Source organism: Mesorhizobium sp. B2-5-13 (genome assembly GCF_006440535.1).
Classification (GTDB): domain Bacteria; phylum Pseudomonadota; class Alphaproteobacteria; order Rhizobiales; family Rhizobiaceae; genus Mesorhizobium; species Mesorhizobium salmacidum.
Window position 1 is genome coordinate 62,006 of the sequence record NZ_VFUI01000015.1, and the last position, 17,414, is coordinate 79,419.

A 17,414-nucleotide genomic window follows, 5' to 3' on the forward strand; every position below is an offset into this window, starting at 1 on the left:
TTGTATTTACCGGTGGGCGGAAAGCGGCACCACATTGTTGGGCTGCTTGGCGCTGGCAGACAGGAAGCGCTTGATGTTGCGCGCCGCCTGGCGGATCCGGTGCTCGTTCTCGACCAGCGCCACGCGCACGAAATCGTCGCCATGCTCGCCGAAGCCGACACCGGGCGCCACCGCAACGTCGGCATGCTCGATGAGCAGCTTGGAGAATTCGAGGGATCCCAGATGCCGGAACGGCTCCGGGATCGGCGCCCAGGCGAACATCGAGGCCGCCGGTGCCGGAATGGTCCATCCGGCGCGGCCGAACGCATCGACCATCACGTCGCGGCGCTTGTGATAGATGTCACGCACTTCGGCGATGTCGGCGCCGTCGCCATTGAGCGCGTGCGCGGCCGCCACCTGGATCGGCGTGAAGGCACCGTAATCGAGATAGGATTTGACCCGGGTCAGCGCCGAGATCAGCCGTTCATTGCCCACGGCGAAGCCCATGCGCCAGCCGGGCATGGAAAAGGTTTTCGACATCGAGGTGAACTCGACGCAGACATCGATGGCGCCCGGCACCTGCAGTACCGAGGGTGGCGGATTGCCGTCGAAGTAGATTTCGGAATAGGCAAGGTCGGACAGGATGATGATGTCGTTCTTCTTGGCGAAGGCCACCACGTCCTTGTAGAAATCGAGCGAGGCGACCAGCGCCGTCGGGTTCGACGGGTAGTTGAGGATCAGCGCCAGCGGCTTCGGGATCGAATGGCGGACGCCGCGCTCGAGCGCGGGAATGAAGCCATCATCTGGCTCGACCTGCAGCGAGCGGATGACGCCGCCCGACATGATGAAGCCGAAAGCGTGGATCGGATAGGTCGGGTTGGGGCACAGGATCACGTCGCCCGGCGCGGTGATCGCCTGCGCCATGTTGGCGAAACCTTCCTTCGAGCCAAGCGTGGCGACCACTTGGGTGTCGGGGTTGAGCTTCACGCCGAAGCGGCGGGCATAGTAGTTTGCCTGGGCGCGGCGCAGGCCGGGAATGCCGCGCGATGAGGAATAGCGGTGCGTCCGCGGATCGCGCACCACCTCGCACAATTTGTCGACGATGGCCTTGGGCGTCGGCAGGTCCGGATTGCCCATGCCGAGGTCGACGATATCGGCACCGCGCGAACGGGCGCTGGCCTTGAGCCGGTTGACCTGCTCGAACACGTAAGGCGGAAGCCGGCGGACCTTGTGAAATTCTTCCATGGCAGTTCCAGACAGCAAGGGAGCGTTGGGCGCGCGCTATATACTCATTTGCAGGTAGGGTCGAGGGCGGGGTCGCATTTGCCTTCGATCTGCTTCAGCGTCTGCGGGCCATGTTTCTTGGCGAGATCGGTCAGCGCCGCCTGGTTGGTGACGGCCGCGCCGCCGCTCTTGGCGCCTTGCCCGTTCTCGTCGGCCTTCAGTTGGGCGAGCTTGGCGTTCTTCTCGGTCTCGGTGAATTGTTTCGCCGCCACTTGCGGCGGGATGTTCAGGTTCGGAAAGGTACCGGTGTCCTTCGGACCCGCGTCGGTGGCCATCGGCACCGGACCGCCGGTATTTGTGCTCGAGCATCCGGCAACGCCCAGGAGCATGATTGTCGCGCCGATGCGGCAAAAGTGGCCGGCACCGAAAAAAACAGTCTCGCCAAACTTAATCGTCATATTGTTTCCTTGGCAGCCGGGGTAGAGCGAGATTGGACCCTGTCGGATGTCCCATGTTAATATGTCAAGAAAACGCTTCCGGAGGAACCCCGCGAACCATGTCCAAAACACCCGATTCGGGCAAAGCGGAAGATGGCGGACCTTCGACGGTCGAGCAATATCTGGTGAAGGACCCGGAACGCTTTGCGCTGAACATGGCGCGGATGATCGAGCAGGCCGGCAAGGCGGCGTCCGCCTGGGCCGAACCGCGCGAAAAGGGTGAGGTGCGCGACCACGTCGCCGAGCCGGTCGTCGACATGGTCAAGACCTTCTCGAAGCTCAGCGAATACTGGCTTGCCGATCCGCAGCGTGCGCTCGAAGCGCAGACGCGGCTGTTCGCCGGCTATATGACGGTTTGGGCGAACGCCATCCAGCGCGTCAGCCCGAACGCCGAGGGTGCCGACGATGCCGTCAAGCCGGAGCGCGGCGACAAGCGCTTCCAGGATCCGGAATGGGGCCGCAACGCCTTCTTCGATTTCCTCAAGCAGGCCTATCTCGTCACCTCGCGCTGGGCGTCCGAACTGGTCGAGCACGCCGAAGGCCTGGACGAGCATACCCGCCATAAGGCGAGCTTCTACGTCAAGCAGGTATCCAACGCCATCTCGCCATCCAATTTCATCCTGACCAATCCGGAATTGTTTCGCGAAACCGTCGCCTCCAACGGCGAAAACCTGGTGCGCGGCATGAAGATGCTGGCCGAGGACATCGCCGCCGGCAAGGGCGACCTGAAATTGCGCCAGGCCGATTATTCGCCCTTCGAGATCGGCAAGAACATCGCCACGACGCCCGGCAAGGTGGTCGGCCGCAGCGACGTCGCCGAGATTATCCAGTATGATCCGGCAACCGAGACAGTGTTGAAACGCCCGCTGCTGATCTGCCCGCCCTGGATCAACAAGTTCTACATCCTCGACCTCAACCCGCAGAAATCCTTCATCCGCTGGGCCATCGAGCAAGGCCACACCGTTTTCGTCATCTCCTGGATCAATCCGGACGAACGTCATGGCGCCAAGAACTGGGAAGCCTACATCCGGGAAGGCCTGCAATACGGCCTCGACACGATCGAGAAGGCGACCGGCGAGCGCGACGTCAACGCCATAGGTTACTGCGTCGGAGGCACGTTGCTAGCGGCGGCACTGGCGCTGATGGCTGGAGAAGGCGACGACCGCATCAAGTCGGCGACCTTCTTCACCACACAGGTCGACTTCACCCATGCCGGCGACCTGAAAGTGTTCGTCGACGAGGAACAGGTCGCGGCGGTGGAAAAGGCGATGAACGAAAAGGGCTACCTCGACGGCACAAAGATGGCCACCGCCTTCAACATGCTGCGCTCGGGCGACCTGATCTGGCCCTATGTCGTCAACAACTACATGCGCGGCAAGGATCCTCTGCCCTTCGACCTGCTCTACTGGAACGCTGATTCGACCCGCATGGCGGCGGCCAACCACTCGTTCTACCTGCGCAACTGCTATCTCGAGAACAACCTCTCGCGCGGCACGATGGAACTTGCGGGCCACACGGTCTCGCTCGGCGATGTCACCATCCCGGTCTACAACCTCGCCTCGCGGGAAGATCACATCGCGCCGGCGCTGTCCGTCTTCCTCGGCTCGAAATATTTCGGCGGCAAGATCGAGTACGTGATGGCGGGATCGGGGCATATCGCGGGCGTCGTCAATCCGCCCGCATCCAACAAATATCAGTACTGGACTGGCGGCCCGCCGAAAGGCGACTTCGACCAGTGGATAGAAAGCGCCACGGACCATCCCGGGTCCTGGTGGCCACACTGGCAAAGTTGGATAGAGGCCAAGGACAACACCCGCGTACCTGCCCGCAAACCCGGCAAGCATATGAAAACCTTGGGCGATGCTCCCGGCACCTATGTCAAGGTACGTGTGTAACGGACTGTAATGTCTGGTGAGTTGACGCCCCCGCAAAAGCGGGCGAAATGGTGTCGTCAACCATTAAGCAGCCGCAATTCGGCATTCGCTGCAAAAATACTTACAGGCTTGCTGATTTGACACAGGTCTCGTTTCCGGATCGGAGACAAGGGTCACCCTGACGCAGACATACCAGTCAGCGCCAAGGATACACCGACCGGACATCGAGGGGGAATTTGACTTTGAAATCAGCAGGATGGAGCCTCGCAAAGGGAGAACGCCGCGTCATCGTGGCAGCGTTCTGCTCGATGCTTCTGGCCTCCTGCACATCGGCCGGCGATCCGACAATGTCGGTCGGAATGCCCGGCTACAATGCTTCCGCATCCGACATCCACGCCGCCTCCACGGGCAAGCCCCTCGCCGCCGATTCGTCGTCGCAGGTAGCGACGGAGCAGACGACGGTGATGAGCGAAAGCGACACGGCACTCCCCGAAAAGGTTGCCTACCTACCGATGGCCAAGCCTGGGGCCACTTTCCCGCTCACCATACCAGCCAGCGCGGAAACGATCGCGGGTCAGACGCCGCAGTCCTTGCAGCAGCAGGTACAGACGGCGCAGCAGACCGACGCGGTCGCCCAGAAGATCGCCGCCGCCGATGCTGCCGCGACGGCGCCGAAGCCGGCCGCGGCACCGGTAATGAACAATCCGGTTTATGTGACCGCTGGCGACGCGCCGCAAGCCGAGGCGCCGAAGAAAAAAGGCTTCCTGGCCTCGATGTTTGGCGCCACCCCCGCTTCGGCAACACCCGCTCCGCTGGTCAACACACGATCGGGCGAACAGCCTGCCGCGCAGGCCAAGCCTGCCCCGGCGGCAGCAAAGCCGATCATCACACTGGCCTCGGCCGATTCCACGGCAAAGCCGATACAGTTGGCTTCGACCGGGGACGATGCCGGTCACATTACGGGTAGCGATGCCCTGCCTGGCGTGCGCCAGACAGCCCTGTTCGAGATCAAACGCAAATCCGGCCTCGACGACGAAAGCGACGTCGACCTCAATGAGGACGAAGGCTCGGGCGGCAGCTATCAGGTTGCGTCTGCGGCCGGCATGGCGCGCCTGGCGCCCAACGGACTGCTGAAGCAGAATGAGAGCGTGGACGTCGCCTGCCTGAAGCCATCGCTGGTGCGCGTGCTGAAGACGATCGAAGGCCACTACGGCCGCAAGATGATGGTGACCTCGGGCTATCGCGACCCGGCCCGCAACCGCCGTGCCAACGGCGCCAAGAATTCGTTGCACATGTATTGCGCCGCCGCCGACATCCAGGTGCCCGGCGTCTCCAAATGGGAGCTTGCGAGCTACATCAGGACCATGCCCGGCCGCGGCGGCGTCGGCACCTACTGCCACACCGAATCGGTCCATGTCGATGTCGGCCCCGAGCGCGACTGGAACTGGCGCTGCCGCCGGCGCAGCGGCGGTGACGACGGCTAGCAGCGATTTGACGGACCGGAACCTCAGCAGGCCCGAGTCGTTCCCATGTCGTCACCCTTGGCTAAGCAGGAGCGAAGCTCCGTCGCGAAGACCCGAAATCCATGCCGTGACCCTGGCAAAGATCGCAACGGGAGCAGAATTCTGCACCACGGCAACGCGTTGAAGTCGCGGCATGATTCTCGGGTCTGCGCCGCTTCGCTACGCTCCTTGCTCCGCCCGTGGATGGCGAAGCGACTAATGTCACCGCTGATCGCCAAGCCCTGCCGACCCCTCGCGAAATCGCTGATTTGGCAGGCTGGAAAAAAGTTGTCCAAGGCGGCACCTAACGGGTTGCCGGTTACGCGCAACGCCAGTATAAGCCGCTTCGTCTGAGCGCGCCCATCGTCTAGCGGTTAGGACACCGCCCTTTCACGGCGGTAACAGGGGTTCGATTCCCCTTGGGCGTACCAGATCTTCCGGACCTCCAGTCCCTCTTCCGATTCTACGCAGCGAACGCCTGGCCGATGCAATTTGGCAGGGGCGCATCGCGTCGACAACATTGCGGGTTACGGCATCCGTTGCAGCCGATACCCCATGCCTTTCGCGCTAGTCTAGCGCCCAGCTCCTCTGTCTTGTCGATCAGACGGGCCAGTGGTTAAATGGAATACGAAGGGAGCGCTCATATGACAGTTCACCTTTCGGCGGATATACGCGCTCCCGCGGCAACGCCGCCAAGATATCTCTTTGGTCCGCTCGCGGACTTTCTGATGCTCGGCGGCGGCGCATTCCTGATCTTGCCGGCGCTGTACTTCGTGCCACTGAGATACGAAGGTCTCGTGGCGGCGACGATGCTTTTCCTGGCTTATCTGATCAACTATCCGCACTTCGCCCACTCATACCAACTCTTCTACCGCAATTTTGGGCGGAAGCTGCGCGGCGACGGCTACGACAGGAACCTCCAGATCCGCTACATCGTCGCCGGCATCATCGTTCCCCTACTCATGGGTGCATTTTTTGCCTACGGCTCGATAACGGCGAACGCCCGGCTGCTGGGCAACGCAACCAACGCGATGTTCTTTTTCGTGGGCTGGCACTATGTCAAGCAAGGCTACGGTATGTTGATGGTGGATGCCGTCCTGAAGCGCAGGTTCTTCACCGATCCGGACAAGAAAATCCTGCTGATCAACAGCTATGCCGTTTGGCTGTTCGCATGGCTTCAGACGAACACGGCGGTCAGCCAGGGAAAATACCTGGGGCTGGAATATTATACGTTTGCCACCCCTGCATGGCTCAACGCGATTGCGGTGGCGGCCGCGGCCGCTTCCACGGCCGCCACTGCCGTGATGCTGATCAATCGTTGGAGCAGGAATGGCGGCAGCCTGCCGTATAACGGCGTCATCGCCTACATCGCATCCCTATATCTCTGGATTCTGATCGTAAGGACAAATCCGCTCTGGCTGCTTGTGGTGCCGGCGCTCCATTCCTTGCAGTACCTGGCGGTGGTCTGGCGTTACCAGAGCAATGTCGAGCGTGACGGGCGCGATGCCGAGAAAGTTCCGCCATCCAGAATCCTGTCCGTCCTTGGTCCGGCTTACAGGGTGCGGCTTCTGGAGTTCATCAGTGCTGGCCTTCTCCTCGGCGGTCTGGGTTTCTGGCTGGTGCCGACCGTGCTGACGGCCCTTGTCCCCTATGACCGGGAAGTCCTGGGATCGTCGCTGTTCTTCTTCATCGTGTTGATCTTCATCAACGTGCACCATTACTTCCTCGACAATGTGATGTGGCGCCGCGGCAACCCCGAAGTGTCGAAATATCTGTTCCGTTAGAACTTTTTTTGCGCTCAAGCGGAAACGCTTGGCGTAATGCGGAAATGGAGCAGGGATGGATCCACTCCCGCCCGATCCACCAGTCCATCAGCTTCGGAATTTTGGAGGCCTCGCCTCGGAATCGAACCGAGGCTTCCGAGATTTGCAGTCTCTAGCGTAGCCGCTCCGCCACGAGGCCATACGTGCTCTGGTAACGGGCAGAAGTTTAAAGATCCTTGATGTCTTGGATAAAATTCGGCTACGCCCCACTGTGAAAAAGAGCCCGTCACGCCAGAAAGCGCGACCCATGACTCCTTTGCCAGACTTGAATTGCATGCTCGTCAACGAGGGGAACTCATACAGCCCGGCCGCAGGGCTCGAGGCCAGCAGATTCGCGGTCTGGCGGACTACGTGGCTAACCGCCGACCAGCGGCACGGCAACGGTCGTCGCGTAATTGATCGGGTAGGCGTTGAAATATGGGAAATCTATGACGAACGCATAGGCAGCGGTCAGGTGCGCCATGCGAAAGCCGCCGGTCGCCGGGTCGGTGGCGATCGTGACGTTCACATTCTTCAGACCCAGCGCAAGCAGTTTCTGCGTCGCGATCGCCTGGATGTCGGCCTGGGTCAGCGTGTTGTTAAGCTGCAGGGACCGTGCGGACGCCTCCAGCGTGTAGCGAACGCTGGAGGCCGTATTCATCGACCAGCCGAAGGCGAAGATTCCGAATAGCAGCATGATAAGGAACGGTGCGATCAGCGCGAATTCGAGCGCGGCTCCGCCCGATCGATTGTCCCTGAAGCCTCCCGTATTACCGAACACGGATCAGCTCCTGCTGGCCGATCGCGCTGGGGGCGGAAAACACGCCGAACGTAAAGGGCGGAGTCCACGTCGCCGATGCGTCGATCTGGACAAAGACCGACGGTGCCTTCGGCCCGCTGCACAAGGTCGAAGCGTCGACCACGGTCGTCCCGCATTTGTAGATCCGGCTCAGCGTGACCTGACCGTCGTCCGGCATCCTCTCCCAGTTCGCCATTGCCGCGGCCCGTGTCGCGCTGTCGTCGGCGGAGCCCGCCAAGACCATGTTCGCCGCCGTCTTCACGCCGGCGCGCATAGACAGCGAACTCGTGACGTATGACCAGCCGTCGGCGATGCCGAGCAGTACCAGGCAAAGGATGGGCAGGACCATCGCGAACTCAACCGCGGCTGCACCCGCGTCTTCGCGAATGGCTGGGATCAATCGATAGGCCACGCGCTTCATTCGACAATCGCGACCGACGCCGCCGCGGGGATGTCCTTCATTCCCAGGCTCGAGCAGTCCTGGTTGATCGTGGAATTGCCGGACCACTGGATAGTGTCGGCCACAATCTGCGTGCAGCCATTGTTGCCTGAGAAGTTGCCCAGGTAGTTCACTTGCTGCTTGGAGAAATAGATGGCGCCGGTCAGCAAGGATGTTGCCGTACCGTTGAAGGTACTCTGCGCCGCCGTGCCTGTCCTGTCACCGTAGAACAGCATGCCGGAATAGGTGCCCGACTGCGGCGCGCTGAGCGTCACGGTCGCGTTCCCGTTCATGCTGACGGTGCTGCTGCCCGCCATGAAGATGGTCACGCCGTCGCCCTGGATGACCGCGCCCGCGTTGATTTTCAAATTGCCCTGGACAACATAGACGCCGGGAGAAAGCGTGACATTGCCGTTGAGGCTCATGCCACTGCAATAGGTCCCGGGCTGGATCGTTTGGGTCGACTTGCCTCCGTTGACATTCTGGCATGGGTTGCTGGCGGCGGGCGCCGGCACGCTGGCGAAAGGATCGGGTACGGGCAAGGCCTGGGTGATCGGCGCCTTGCAGATCGTGGTCACCGGATTGTTCAGCACGACGCCGCCCGCCGAGATCAGGCAGTCGGCCGTGAGAGCCGCCGATCCCTGCACCTTGATGGCGTCGCTGGCGATCGAATTCGTCATGATGACGCAGCCGTTGAGCGTCATGCTGGTGCTGCCGGAGAAGAGCACCGACTGCGGTGCCGACGGATTGAGCGCCCGGAGGCAAGCCTTGGAGGCGTCGGTGATGAGCGCCACCGCCCTCGCCTTTTCTGGAACCTGGCTCTGAGTGAAGATCAAGGTGAACATCCGGTCGAGATTCTGGCCGAGGACCACCTCGACGGCCTTTTTGGCAATGTTCGGCCCTGACGTCGGCGGCGTATTGACGACGATGGTGCCGTTCCCGAGGCCGTTGTCGGTCGCCGACTGGGTCGCGGCCGCGACGATCGTCGGCGTGTCGGAACCCGCGATCTTCTCCAGCGCGCCGGCATAGGCCGCGGCATCCGCCGTGGCCTGCAATCTCAAGCTGTTGTAGTACCAATAGGAGGTTTCAACGCCAAAACCCGCCGCACCGACAACGATCGGCAGGGTAAGGGCAAAGATGGTGGCGACGTTCGCAGCTCTGCTGCGGCGCATACCGGCCGCCACGAGCCGAATCCGGGTGAAGCAGTTGAACAGCATGATCAATTAGAAAGCACGCATGTATGAATGAACGGCTAAAAAGTTCGATTCACTTTCTACGAGACAACCATTGGCCAGCAGCCATTGGCTCCAACAGCCGGCCTCGGTACGCGCACCTTCTCGGCATGCCATGGAGGGCAAATGACGCATTTCCGGCGTCGCCAAGCGTGCAGCCTGCTTGCGGGCAGGATTTACTTCAGGCGGTAAGGATCGGGACCTCTTCCACGGTCGCACCAGCCAATAACTCTCTTTGAACGGCAAGGAAGAACCTGCGCACTTCGTCACCGGCTGCCGTTCTGTCTCTGCCCGTCCCGACAATGAGATCGAGCAATTCCGCCGCCTTTGTCTTCCAGAACGAGGTGGCGGTCTCGCCATGCAGATTGCCGAGCTTGGCGGCAACTTCCCTGACCAAGAACAGCTGACGATCGATCGGGAACGCACGGACTTTTTCTGAGGACATCTTCCGACCCATGAAACTGACGCAACGAATCAACCATTGCCGAACAATCAATGGCTAACCGCGAAGGTGGAAACGGAAGCTTAACAGCGCCGGCCAATGCATCGCCGCAGGCGAATCGTCATGCACACTCAAGCTGAACTGGTTCCCCCCACTCGATGACGCCCTCAGGCCTGCAGCGCTCTCGCCTCGCCGCCGCGCTTGCGCGGCGCCATCATGTCGCCGGCCATCAGTCCGGCGACGCGGCAGAACGCCATGAACGCCCGGCAGGCGTCTTCGGTCTCGACCACATCGACCGTGGCACCGAAACAGGCATTGAAGGCTTTCTGATACACCGGTCCCTGCCGGCGCGCCGGCCAGTCCTGCAGAAAATCGAGCGCCTGCTCGACGCTGTAGATTTCCTCGACGGGCAAGCCGGGGCCTGGTGCGATGCGCACCGGCACCTCGAATTGCAATCTGTCCATCCGACACCTCCCGACCGGCATCGCCCAAGCAACGCCGCTCATCGTCAAAAGTTGCTTTGTGCGGTGTGCCATGGAAATGTGTCGTCACTGCGGAAAACTGTCTCCTTTGCTGCATCTGGCAAGGGAAGGTCTGCCGGCTTCGAGCGGCCGGCAGACCTTGCCGGCGGCGGCGATTACTGGTTGGCCGGGTCGGTCTCCGCGTCGAAGGCCGTGCGCCTGACCGGCGGGGCAAGCGAATATCCGGGCCGTAGGGGCCGCATCAGGCAGTTCGTCCTTGAACCTTTCGCCCTCAGGTGCCAAATCTGGTGACATCTCCGCGCCCGCGCTCCTGCGGCGCGCCACCTTCTATATGGGCAAAATGGTCACCTATCTCGACGCCGCCACGGCACCGCTCAGAAACACCGGCCAAATCCGCCTTTATGGCGAGGAAGGCTTTGCCGGCATGCGCAAGGCATGCGACCTCACCGCGCGCTGCCTGGACGAGCTGGTGCCGATGGTCGGTCCCGGCGTCACCACCGACACCATCGACCGTTTCGTCTTCGAGTTCGGCATGGACCACGGCGCACTGCCGGCCACGCTCAACTATCGCGGCTACACGAAATCGTCCTGCACCTCGATCAACCATGTCGTCTGTCACGGCATTCCCGACAACAAGCCGCTGAAGGATGGCGATATCGTCAACATCGATGTGACCTACATCCTCGACGGCTGGCACGGCGATTCCTCGCGCATGTATCCGGTCGGCACGATCAAGCGGGCAGCCGAACGCCTGCTCGAGGTCACCCACGAATGCCTGATGCGCGGCATCGCCGCCGTCAGGCCGGGCGCGCGCACCGGTGTCATCGGCGCCGCCATCCAGACCTACGCCGAAGCCGAGCGCTGCTCGGTGGTGCGCGATTTCTGCGGCCACGGCGTCGGCCAGCTTTTCCACGACGCCCCCAACATCCTGCACTACGGCAATGCCAATGAAGGCGTGGAAATGCGCCCCGGCATGATCTTCACCATCGAGCCGATGATCAATCTCGGCCGGCCGCATGTGAAGGTGCTGTCGGATGGCTGGACGGCGGTAACACGCGACCGCTCGCTGTCGGCGCAATACGAGCACACGATCGGCGTGACCGACACCGGCTGCGAGATTTTCACGCTGTCGCCCAAAAAGCTCGACCGCCCTGGCTTGCCGGTTTAGGAGGCCGTGGCGAGGTCTTGGATGGCGGCCTATTTCCAGTGTTTGCGTGGCCGCCAGTCTTCGTCCTCGTCCTGGTCTCGTAACCAGCGCATTATTTCCCGGCAACTGCGCGGACGGCCATCGCTGACCCTGCCATTGGTGCATGGATCGTAGCGTTCGCGCGGGTACGGGTAATAGTCGTGCCTTTCCCGCCCCCGGCGATCCAGCATGCGCAGGATCTCGCGGCAATTGTGCGGCCTCCGGTCGCTGTAACGGCCGTCCGTGCAAGGATCATCATATTGGATGAAATGGATCGGGTTCCGATCAGCGCGGCCACCGGCCGGGTACGGCATCGATCACCGGGGCAGCCATTGCAGGACTGAAGCTCAGAAGCAGCCCGGCGGGCAGCAGGATACGAATGGGCCTGGGCATCTTGGTTGTCTCCGAATGGGGCGTCATCGATGATGACACCGAGAGCCTGCGCGACTGCCATTGCCGCAACATTGCGTAGAAGTCGGAGGCTTACTCATTCCTTGCCGCCGAAAAAACCTCGACCGCCCCTGCCCGCCGTCCTAGTATTTCGCGGGGATCAGCGATCATTGCTCAGCTGCGACTGGATATGGGCGGCACATGGCGACACAAGGCGACGACGACGAACGGAGCTTCTTCTCCGAGGTGCCGGTGCGGCCGGCGGCGAGAGCCAAGGCGGCAGTCGATGAAAAGCCGCATTATCTCGGCCATCGCGATCGTCTGCGCGAGCGCTTTGCCTCGGCCGGTCCGGATGCCTTGCCCGACTATGAACTTCTGGAACTCCTGCTCTTCCGCCTGATCCCGCGCGCCGACACCAAGCCGGCCGCCAAGGCGCTGCTGGCCCGCTTCGGCACCTTGGCCGAAGTGCTCGGCGCGCCCATCGGCCTGTTGCAGGAGGTCAAGGGCATCGGCCCGGCCGTGGCGCTCGAGCTGAAGGTCGTCGCGGCGACCGCGCAGCGCATGGCGCGCGGCGAGGTCCATGGCCGCGAAGTCCTGGCCTCATGGCAACAGCTTCTCGACTATTGCCGCTCAGCAATGGCGTTCGAAGCACGCGAGCAGTTCCGCATCCTGTTCCTCGACAAGAAGAACGCGCTGATCGCCGACGAAGTGCAGCAGACCGGAACGGTCGACCACACGCCGGTCTATCCCAGGGAAGTGGTCAAGCGCGCGCTCGAACTGTCGGCCACCGCGATCATCCTGGTGCACAATCATCCCTCGGGCGACCCAACACCGTCGCGCGCCGATATCGAGATGACGAAGGAGATCATCGAAGCGGCCAAGCGGCTGGCCATTTCCGTGCACGACCACATCATCATCGGACGAAATGGCTATTCCAGCATGAAGGGGTTGTTGCTGATCTGAGCGGTGGCTGGGGAGTCGTGCTCGCCTCGGTGACCTATGTCGTCTGGCCGACCTCGCCTCAAGACCTCTCATCCTGTTTCCGCATCGCCAGGGGCCCTCTCTCCACGCGCGGATCACACAGGCTTGCCGACGCGCCGGCTTCCTGCCGCGCGTCACGCAGGAAGCGCGCGGCTTTTCCCGAAAGCCTGTCCGCAAGCCCAGACGGCCGTCGTGTCGCTGTCGTGTCAAACACCCCCAAGGGGAGCTTCGTCCAGATCGTCGATTATACAGATGGCTGCTTTGGAACTGTCGCCCGCTTCAACCTGGCCGAGCTCGGCGTCTCCGGCTCGGCATCCACCCCGAGGGGCGGCGTGACAGCGACCAATGTCAACTGGCATCCGAGCGGTCGTTTCCTCTCGGTCAATATCAACACCCAGAATAGGGTCGCCTTCTTCGAGGTTGCCCAAGACGCCGGCACGCCTGTTTTGCGCCTCTGGGGCAACATTGCCGAGTAGGCGCCGATCCCTTCGTCGGGCGTTTCACGCCGGACGGACGTTACTACCTGACATCCAACTGGGGCCGGAATTTCGCGGCGACTGACCTCGCTGGGCGGATTCCGACAGCGCCATCCACGATCAGTGTCGTGAGGCTGGCGGATTTGGCGACGGCCGGCGATACGGCGCGCCACGAGACCATCGGTGGGACAGAATCCGGTCTCAACGCCGAAGGGATCGCCATTAGTCCCGATGGTCATCTTGTCGCCACGGTCAAATATGCGAGGCACTTCGCTACTGCCGGAAACCGGCCGGCTTCAGCGCGAAGCCAGCGTGACACTGCTGACTTTCGATCCGGACACCGGCGCGCTCGTGAAGATCGGCGACTACCCTTTCGAGGGCGTGCTACCTGAGGGCGGCGCCTTTGATCTGACTGGCGATCACTTCTTGGCAACTGTTTTTCAGGGTCATGAGGGTGCGGATTCCGAAGCCGGCGCCGGTCTTGCGGTTTTTCGCGTCATCAAGGGCGACCTGCCGACACTAAAGCACATCGGGCGCATCCCTTTGCCCCACGGCGTCCATCATGTCGATCTGGCACGATAGGGCAGTTCGGCATCCGGGAGTGCACTTTCCGGCGGGCTATTGCCGCAATCTCAATCTGCGGTGCTGCCTGCGCCTCAAGGCGGATCGGTCTTGCAGTTGCCGGCAATCTGGCTGACCGCCTCACCGAAGCCGGCCAGGTCGAAATCGGCCTGACCGCGCCCGGACAGCAGCCCGAAGCGCCACGACAGCAGCAGGCGATTTGCCGGAACGAGGCGCTTGATGCCATCGGCCCCGTCGCGCATCAGCAGCCTGCCGCGCGTGCCGACGGACCAGCTCTCATCGAATTTGCTGTCGCCGTCGATGGTGACCGACATGGTGATTTTCCGGCTGGCGGAGACCGCGTCGTTCAATTGCAGCCATTCGGTCCAGACCGGCTCGCCGTCTGCCCGGCAGGCAATGGTCAGCACCGGGCTGTAGCTCAACGCGCCGCCCCCGGTGATTAGCTTGTTGGTGGCATAGACCGATGCGGTGACGAGGCCGTCATTGCCGGTGTCGAAACGCCAATTGTCCGTGCCGGCCCCGGCAGCGCCGCAGGCCAAGGCCAGGAAAAACACCGTGGCGGCAGCGCGCCTCATTTTCACCCCCAGCGACATCACCAATTACCTCTGGTCTTCCAACCAATCAGATAATGATCAAGGCTTCGTATCGCCACTGGCGCCCATCACGAGCCAATTCGATGTTGCAGTTTCGCAACGAAAAAGGCCGCCCGGAGGCGGCCTTTCGGAATTCGTCGGAACGTGCGCTCTACTCGGCGTCCTTGGCCGCTTTTTTCTTCGGTGCGGCCTTCTTCTTCGGCTCTTCCGCGTCGTCGGCTTTCTTGTCGTCAGCCTTCTTCGCGGCGGCCTTCTTCGCCGGCTTCGCCTTGGTCGCGGTTTCGGCCTCCTCGTCGTCGGCCATCAGCTCTTCCTTGCTGACCTTGACGTCGGTGACCGAGATCTGTTCGAGCAGGTGGTCGACAACCTTCTCCTCGAACATCGGCGCCCTGAGCGCGTTCAGCGCCTCGGGGTTGCTGCGGTAGAACTCGAAGGCTTCCTGCTGCTGGTTGGCCGGGAAGCGGCGAACCTGCTCGAACAGGCCGCGCTGCAGTTCCTCGTCCGACACGGTGACACCGGCCTTCTCGCCGATCTCGGCCAGCACCAGGCCAAGGCGCACGCGGCGCTCGGCAAGGCGCATGTATTCGGCGCGTGCCTCTTCCTCGGTCGTCTCTTCGTCGGCGAAGGTGCGACCGGCGGCTTCCAGGTCGCGGTTGACCTGTGCCCAGATGTTGTTGAATTCCGCCTCGACGAGCTTCGACGGCGCTTCGAACGAATAGGCTGCATCGAGTTGATCCAGCAGCTGGCGCTTCACCTTCTGGCGCGTCATCGAGCCGAACTGGTTCTCGATCTGGCCGCGCACGATGTCACGCAGGCGCTCGAGCGACTCCAGGCCAAGGTTCTTGGCGGTCTCGTCGTTTATTTCCAGTTCGCCGGGCTTCGACACTTCCTTGACAGTGACGTCGAAGGTCGCTTCCTTGCCAGCCAGATGCGCTGCCTGGTAGTTGTCCGGGAAGGTCACGGTGACCTGCTTCTCGTCGCCGGCCTTGGTGCCGATCAGCTGTTCCTCGAAGCCCGGAATGAACTCCTTGGAGCCCAGCACCAGCGGCTGATCATTGCCGGCGCCGCCTGCGAAAGCCTCGCCGGCGATCTTGCCGACATAGTCGATCGAGACGCGGTCACCCTCGGCGGCCTTGCCGGTCTTCGGCTCGTAGCTGCGCGCCGATTCAGCGACGCGCTTGACCTGGTCGTCGATCTCCGAATCCGGAACGTCGAACACCTGGCGCGTTACCTTGATGTCGGAGAAATCCTTGATCTCGATCGCCGGAATGACCTCATAGTTGAGGCGGAATTCGAAGTCGGCGCCGCCGGCCAGGATCTTCTCGGCTTCCTTCTCGTCCTCGGTCATGATGACCTCGGGCTGCATGGCGGCCTTTTCGCCGCGCCCGGTGATGATCGAACGGGTCGAGTCGTTGAGGATCTCGTTGACCACCTCGGCCATGAACGACTTGCCATAAACCTTGCGCAGGTGCTGCACCGGCACCTTGCCCGGACGGAAGCCGTTGATGCGAACCTTGTCGCGGGCGTCCGACAGCCGCGCCATCAGCTTGGCTTCCATATCACCGGCCGGCACGGTGATCTTGATCTCGCGCTTGAGACCGGAATTGAGTGTTTCGGTGACCTGCATCGTAAAACCTTTGTTTTCACCAATGAGGCTGCCAAACGGCTCCCTGCCGTTCACAGCCTGCCGGTAATTCTTGCCGGGAATGGCTTTTGGTACGGAACCTGGCGATTTGACCGGAAATACGGCTCAAACTCTCCCAAACTGCGTTCCAAAATGTGAATAAGTTCTTGTTTTTCCTACTTCTTATCACATCTTGCAGAAGCGGATCGTCGCGTCCCGTCACATTTGACACGCCTTTTGTCACAGGCGAGCCTAATTTTCAACAGTCTTCGCGTTTAGGCGAATAACCAACATTTCGGCCCTGACCCGATATCTTGTCTCCGACATTGACAGAATGATGGCTACATGGGATTGCCGGGTCATGCGGATGTGGCGGAACTGGTAGACGCCCTGGATTTAGGTTCCAGTGCCGAAAGGCGTGGGGGTTCGAGTCCCTTCATCCGCACCAACCCCACATGACCGTTTGGCTCCGCCTCATCCCGGATCTGTTGCCATCGTTCCGCGGCCGAAACCCTGTGAAAAGTCCTACCGATCGATCGCTTGAGAGATTGCCGATAATGAGGTCAACTCATTGTCGGGAATGGCGGGACAATGATGATGCTTGAATACTGGAACAAGGCCCACATCTGTGGGCTGCTCTCGGTGCGCTTCGGGCTCACGAGTTACCTGGAGATCAACACGAGCACTACTGGCTTCAGGTATATAGAAGCGGCACAATTGGGTTTTCAGCCCTGCATGCGCCTGGTGTATCGGGCAACTGAGCCGCCAGTCGATGGCCTCCCCGTAGATTTCACCTCCACAGACGAGGATATTGCGGCATGTCTCAATGACGTGCGCCTAAAGGGGCAGACATTCGACATTGTGTTCGTTGATCCGCACCACACATACGAATGCTCGGCGCGCGATATCCGGGAAGCCTTCCGCATGGTCTCGCCCGGGGGTGCCGTGGTGGTGCATGACTGCCTGCCCCCAAACCGGACCGCGGCCAATCCCTCCTTTTTCCGCGGTGAGTGGTGCGGCGTGACCTACAAGGCATTTATTGATTTCGTTCTGGGCAATCCGGATCTCGACTATTTCACTGTGGATGCCGACTACGGCTGTGGCGTCATCCTGAAACCCAAGGGGGCCGTCGCCAAGGTAAAGAACTGGCTGCGCGCACGGCGCGTTCGCGCGTTGAGAGACGAATGGCGAGCGATCGGGAATGATTTCGACGCGGCATTCGACAGATTCGTGACCGACAAAATCAGACTCCTCCGCATTGTCGACTTTCGACTGCTTCGCCGAAAGCTTCTCTGAAATCACATTATGGG

17 protein-coding genes and 3 tRNA genes are annotated in these 17,414 nt (G+C 61.5%); 10 read left to right on the plus strand and 10 right to left on the minus strand.

The annotated features are described in order from the left end of the window. Positions 1-6: 6 nt before the first annotated feature. Both FJ434_RS21990 and FJ434_RS21995 read right to left on the minus strand, forming a co-directional pair. Complete coding sequence (locus FJ434_RS21990) at positions 7-1,224, minus strand: LL-diaminopimelate aminotransferase (RefSeq protein WP_015317568.1); 1,218 nt, start codon at positions 1,222-1,224, stop codon at positions 7-9. Between the two features lie 44 nt (positions 1,225-1,268). Further along, positions 1,269-1,661, minus strand: coding sequence for a hypothetical protein (locus FJ434_RS21995; RefSeq protein ID WP_140508781.1), 393 nt, complete (start codon positions 1,659-1,661; stop codon positions 1,269-1,271). Between the two features lie 98 nt (positions 1,662-1,759). Here FJ434_RS21995 and phaC point away from each other — a divergent pair, with 98 nt between their 5' ends. The 4 genes from phaC to FJ434_RS22015 all read left to right on the plus strand — a co-directional run bounded on the left by phaC (position 1,760) and on the right by FJ434_RS22015 (position 6,860). Next, on the plus strand, positions 1,760-3,595 hold the full coding sequence (gene phaC / locus FJ434_RS22000; RefSeq protein WP_140751238.1) for a class I poly(R)-hydroxyalkanoic acid synthase: 1,836 nt from the start codon (positions 1,760-1,762) through the stop codon (positions 3,593-3,595). Positions 3,596-3,810: 215 nt separating this feature from the next. After that, on the plus strand, positions 3,811-5,058 hold the full coding sequence (locus tag FJ434_RS22005) for a YcbK family protein (RefSeq protein WP_140711463.1): 1,248 nt from the start codon (positions 3,811-3,813) through the stop codon (positions 5,056-5,058). A gap of 374 nt (positions 5,059-5,432) precedes the next feature. Then, a tRNA-Glu gene (locus FJ434_RS22010) sits at positions 5,433-5,507 on the plus strand. 213 nt (positions 5,508-5,720) lie between these two features. Further along, positions 5,721-6,860 (plus strand): hypothetical protein, encoded by a 1,140-nt coding sequence (locus tag FJ434_RS22015; protein ID WP_140751240.1) that lies wholly within the window; start codon positions 5,721-5,723, stop codon positions 6,858-6,860. A 102-nt stretch (positions 6,861-6,962) separates the two neighbouring features. Here FJ434_RS22015 and FJ434_RS22020 read toward each other — a convergent pair. The 6 genes from FJ434_RS22020 to FJ434_RS22045 form a co-directional block, all read right to left on the minus strand. Continuing rightward, a tRNA-Cys gene (locus FJ434_RS22020) sits at positions 6,963-7,038 on the minus strand. A 216-nt stretch (positions 7,039-7,254) separates the two neighbouring features. Further along, on the minus strand, positions 7,255-7,659 hold the full coding sequence (locus FJ434_RS22025) for a TadE/TadG family type IV pilus assembly protein (RefSeq protein ID WP_140508776.1): 405 nt from the start codon (positions 7,657-7,659) through the stop codon (positions 7,255-7,257). Then, positions 7,649-8,098 (minus strand): TadE/TadG family type IV pilus assembly protein, encoded by a 450-nt coding sequence (locus tag FJ434_RS22030; protein WP_140508775.1) that lies wholly within the window; start codon positions 8,096-8,098, stop codon positions 7,649-7,651. The genes FJ434_RS22025 and FJ434_RS22030 overlap by 11 nt, the downstream gene beginning before the upstream one ends. Then, positions 8,095-9,333: a pilus assembly protein TadG-related protein gene (locus FJ434_RS22035; RefSeq protein WP_181166061.1), complete on the minus strand. Its 1,239-nt coding sequence runs from the start codon at positions 9,331-9,333 to the stop codon at positions 8,095-8,097. Before FJ434_RS22035 ends, FJ434_RS22030 begins: the two co-directional genes overlap by 4 nt. A 196-nt stretch (positions 9,334-9,529) precedes the next feature. Beyond that, complete coding sequence (locus tag FJ434_RS22040; RefSeq protein ID WP_140508886.1) at positions 9,530-9,793, minus strand: DUF6074 family protein; 264 nt, start codon at positions 9,791-9,793, stop codon at positions 9,530-9,532. A 164-nt stretch (positions 9,794-9,957) separates the two neighbouring features. After that, positions 9,958-10,254: a DUF982 domain-containing protein gene (locus FJ434_RS22045; protein WP_140508771.1), complete on the minus strand. Its 297-nt coding sequence runs from the start codon at positions 10,252-10,254 to the stop codon at positions 9,958-9,960. Between the two features lie 358 nt (positions 10,255-10,612). Here FJ434_RS22045 and map point away from each other — a divergent pair, with 358 nt between their 5' ends. The 4 genes from map to FJ434_RS30330 all read left to right on the plus strand — a co-directional run bounded on the left by map (position 10,613) and on the right by FJ434_RS30330 (position 13,887). Further along, the gene (map, locus tag FJ434_RS22050; RefSeq protein WP_027146820.1) at positions 10,613-11,440 is read left to right on the plus strand and encodes a type I methionyl aminopeptidase; all 828 of its coding nucleotides are present in this window, start codon (positions 10,613-10,615) and stop codon (positions 11,438-11,440) included. A gap of 609 nt (positions 11,441-12,049) precedes the next feature. Then, complete coding sequence (radC, locus tag FJ434_RS22055) at positions 12,050-12,811, plus strand: DNA repair protein RadC (RefSeq protein WP_140751242.1); 762 nt, start codon at positions 12,050-12,052, stop codon at positions 12,809-12,811. Between the two features lie 221 nt (positions 12,812-13,032). Further along, positions 13,033-13,305, plus strand: coding sequence for a hypothetical protein (locus FJ434_RS30325; protein ID WP_246678363.1), 273 nt, complete (start codon positions 13,033-13,035; stop codon positions 13,303-13,305). Between the two features lie 312 nt (positions 13,306-13,617). Next, positions 13,618-13,887 carry a hypothetical protein gene (locus FJ434_RS30330; RefSeq protein ID WP_246678364.1) on the plus strand — a complete coding sequence of 90 codons (270 nt, stop codon included), beginning with the start codon at positions 13,618-13,620 and terminating at the stop codon, positions 13,885-13,887. A gap of 74 nt (positions 13,888-13,961) precedes the next feature. Here the strand turns inward: FJ434_RS30330 and FJ434_RS22065 are convergent, their stop codons facing one another. Together FJ434_RS22065 and tig are read right to left on the minus strand one after the other, a co-directional pair. Beyond that, entirely contained in the window at positions 13,962-14,462 is a 501-nt protein-coding gene (locus FJ434_RS22065) for a hypothetical protein (protein ID WP_246672574.1), read from the minus strand. A 169-nt stretch (positions 14,463-14,631) separates the two neighbouring features. Then, positions 14,632-16,107, minus strand: coding sequence for a trigger factor (tig, locus tag FJ434_RS22070; protein ID WP_027146817.1), 1,476 nt, complete (start codon positions 16,105-16,107; stop codon positions 14,632-14,634). A gap of 360 nt (positions 16,108-16,467) precedes the next feature. Here tig and FJ434_RS22075 point away from each other — a divergent pair. Both FJ434_RS22075 and FJ434_RS22080 read left to right on the plus strand, forming a co-directional pair. Continuing rightward, positions 16,468-16,552, plus strand: a tRNA-Leu gene (locus tag FJ434_RS22075). Between the two features lie 143 nt (positions 16,553-16,695). Next, complete coding sequence (locus FJ434_RS22080) at positions 16,696-17,400, plus strand: class I SAM-dependent methyltransferase (RefSeq protein ID WP_140508764.1); 705 nt, start codon at positions 16,696-16,698, stop codon at positions 17,398-17,400. The last annotated feature ends 14 nt before the right edge of the window (positions 17,401-17,414 follow it).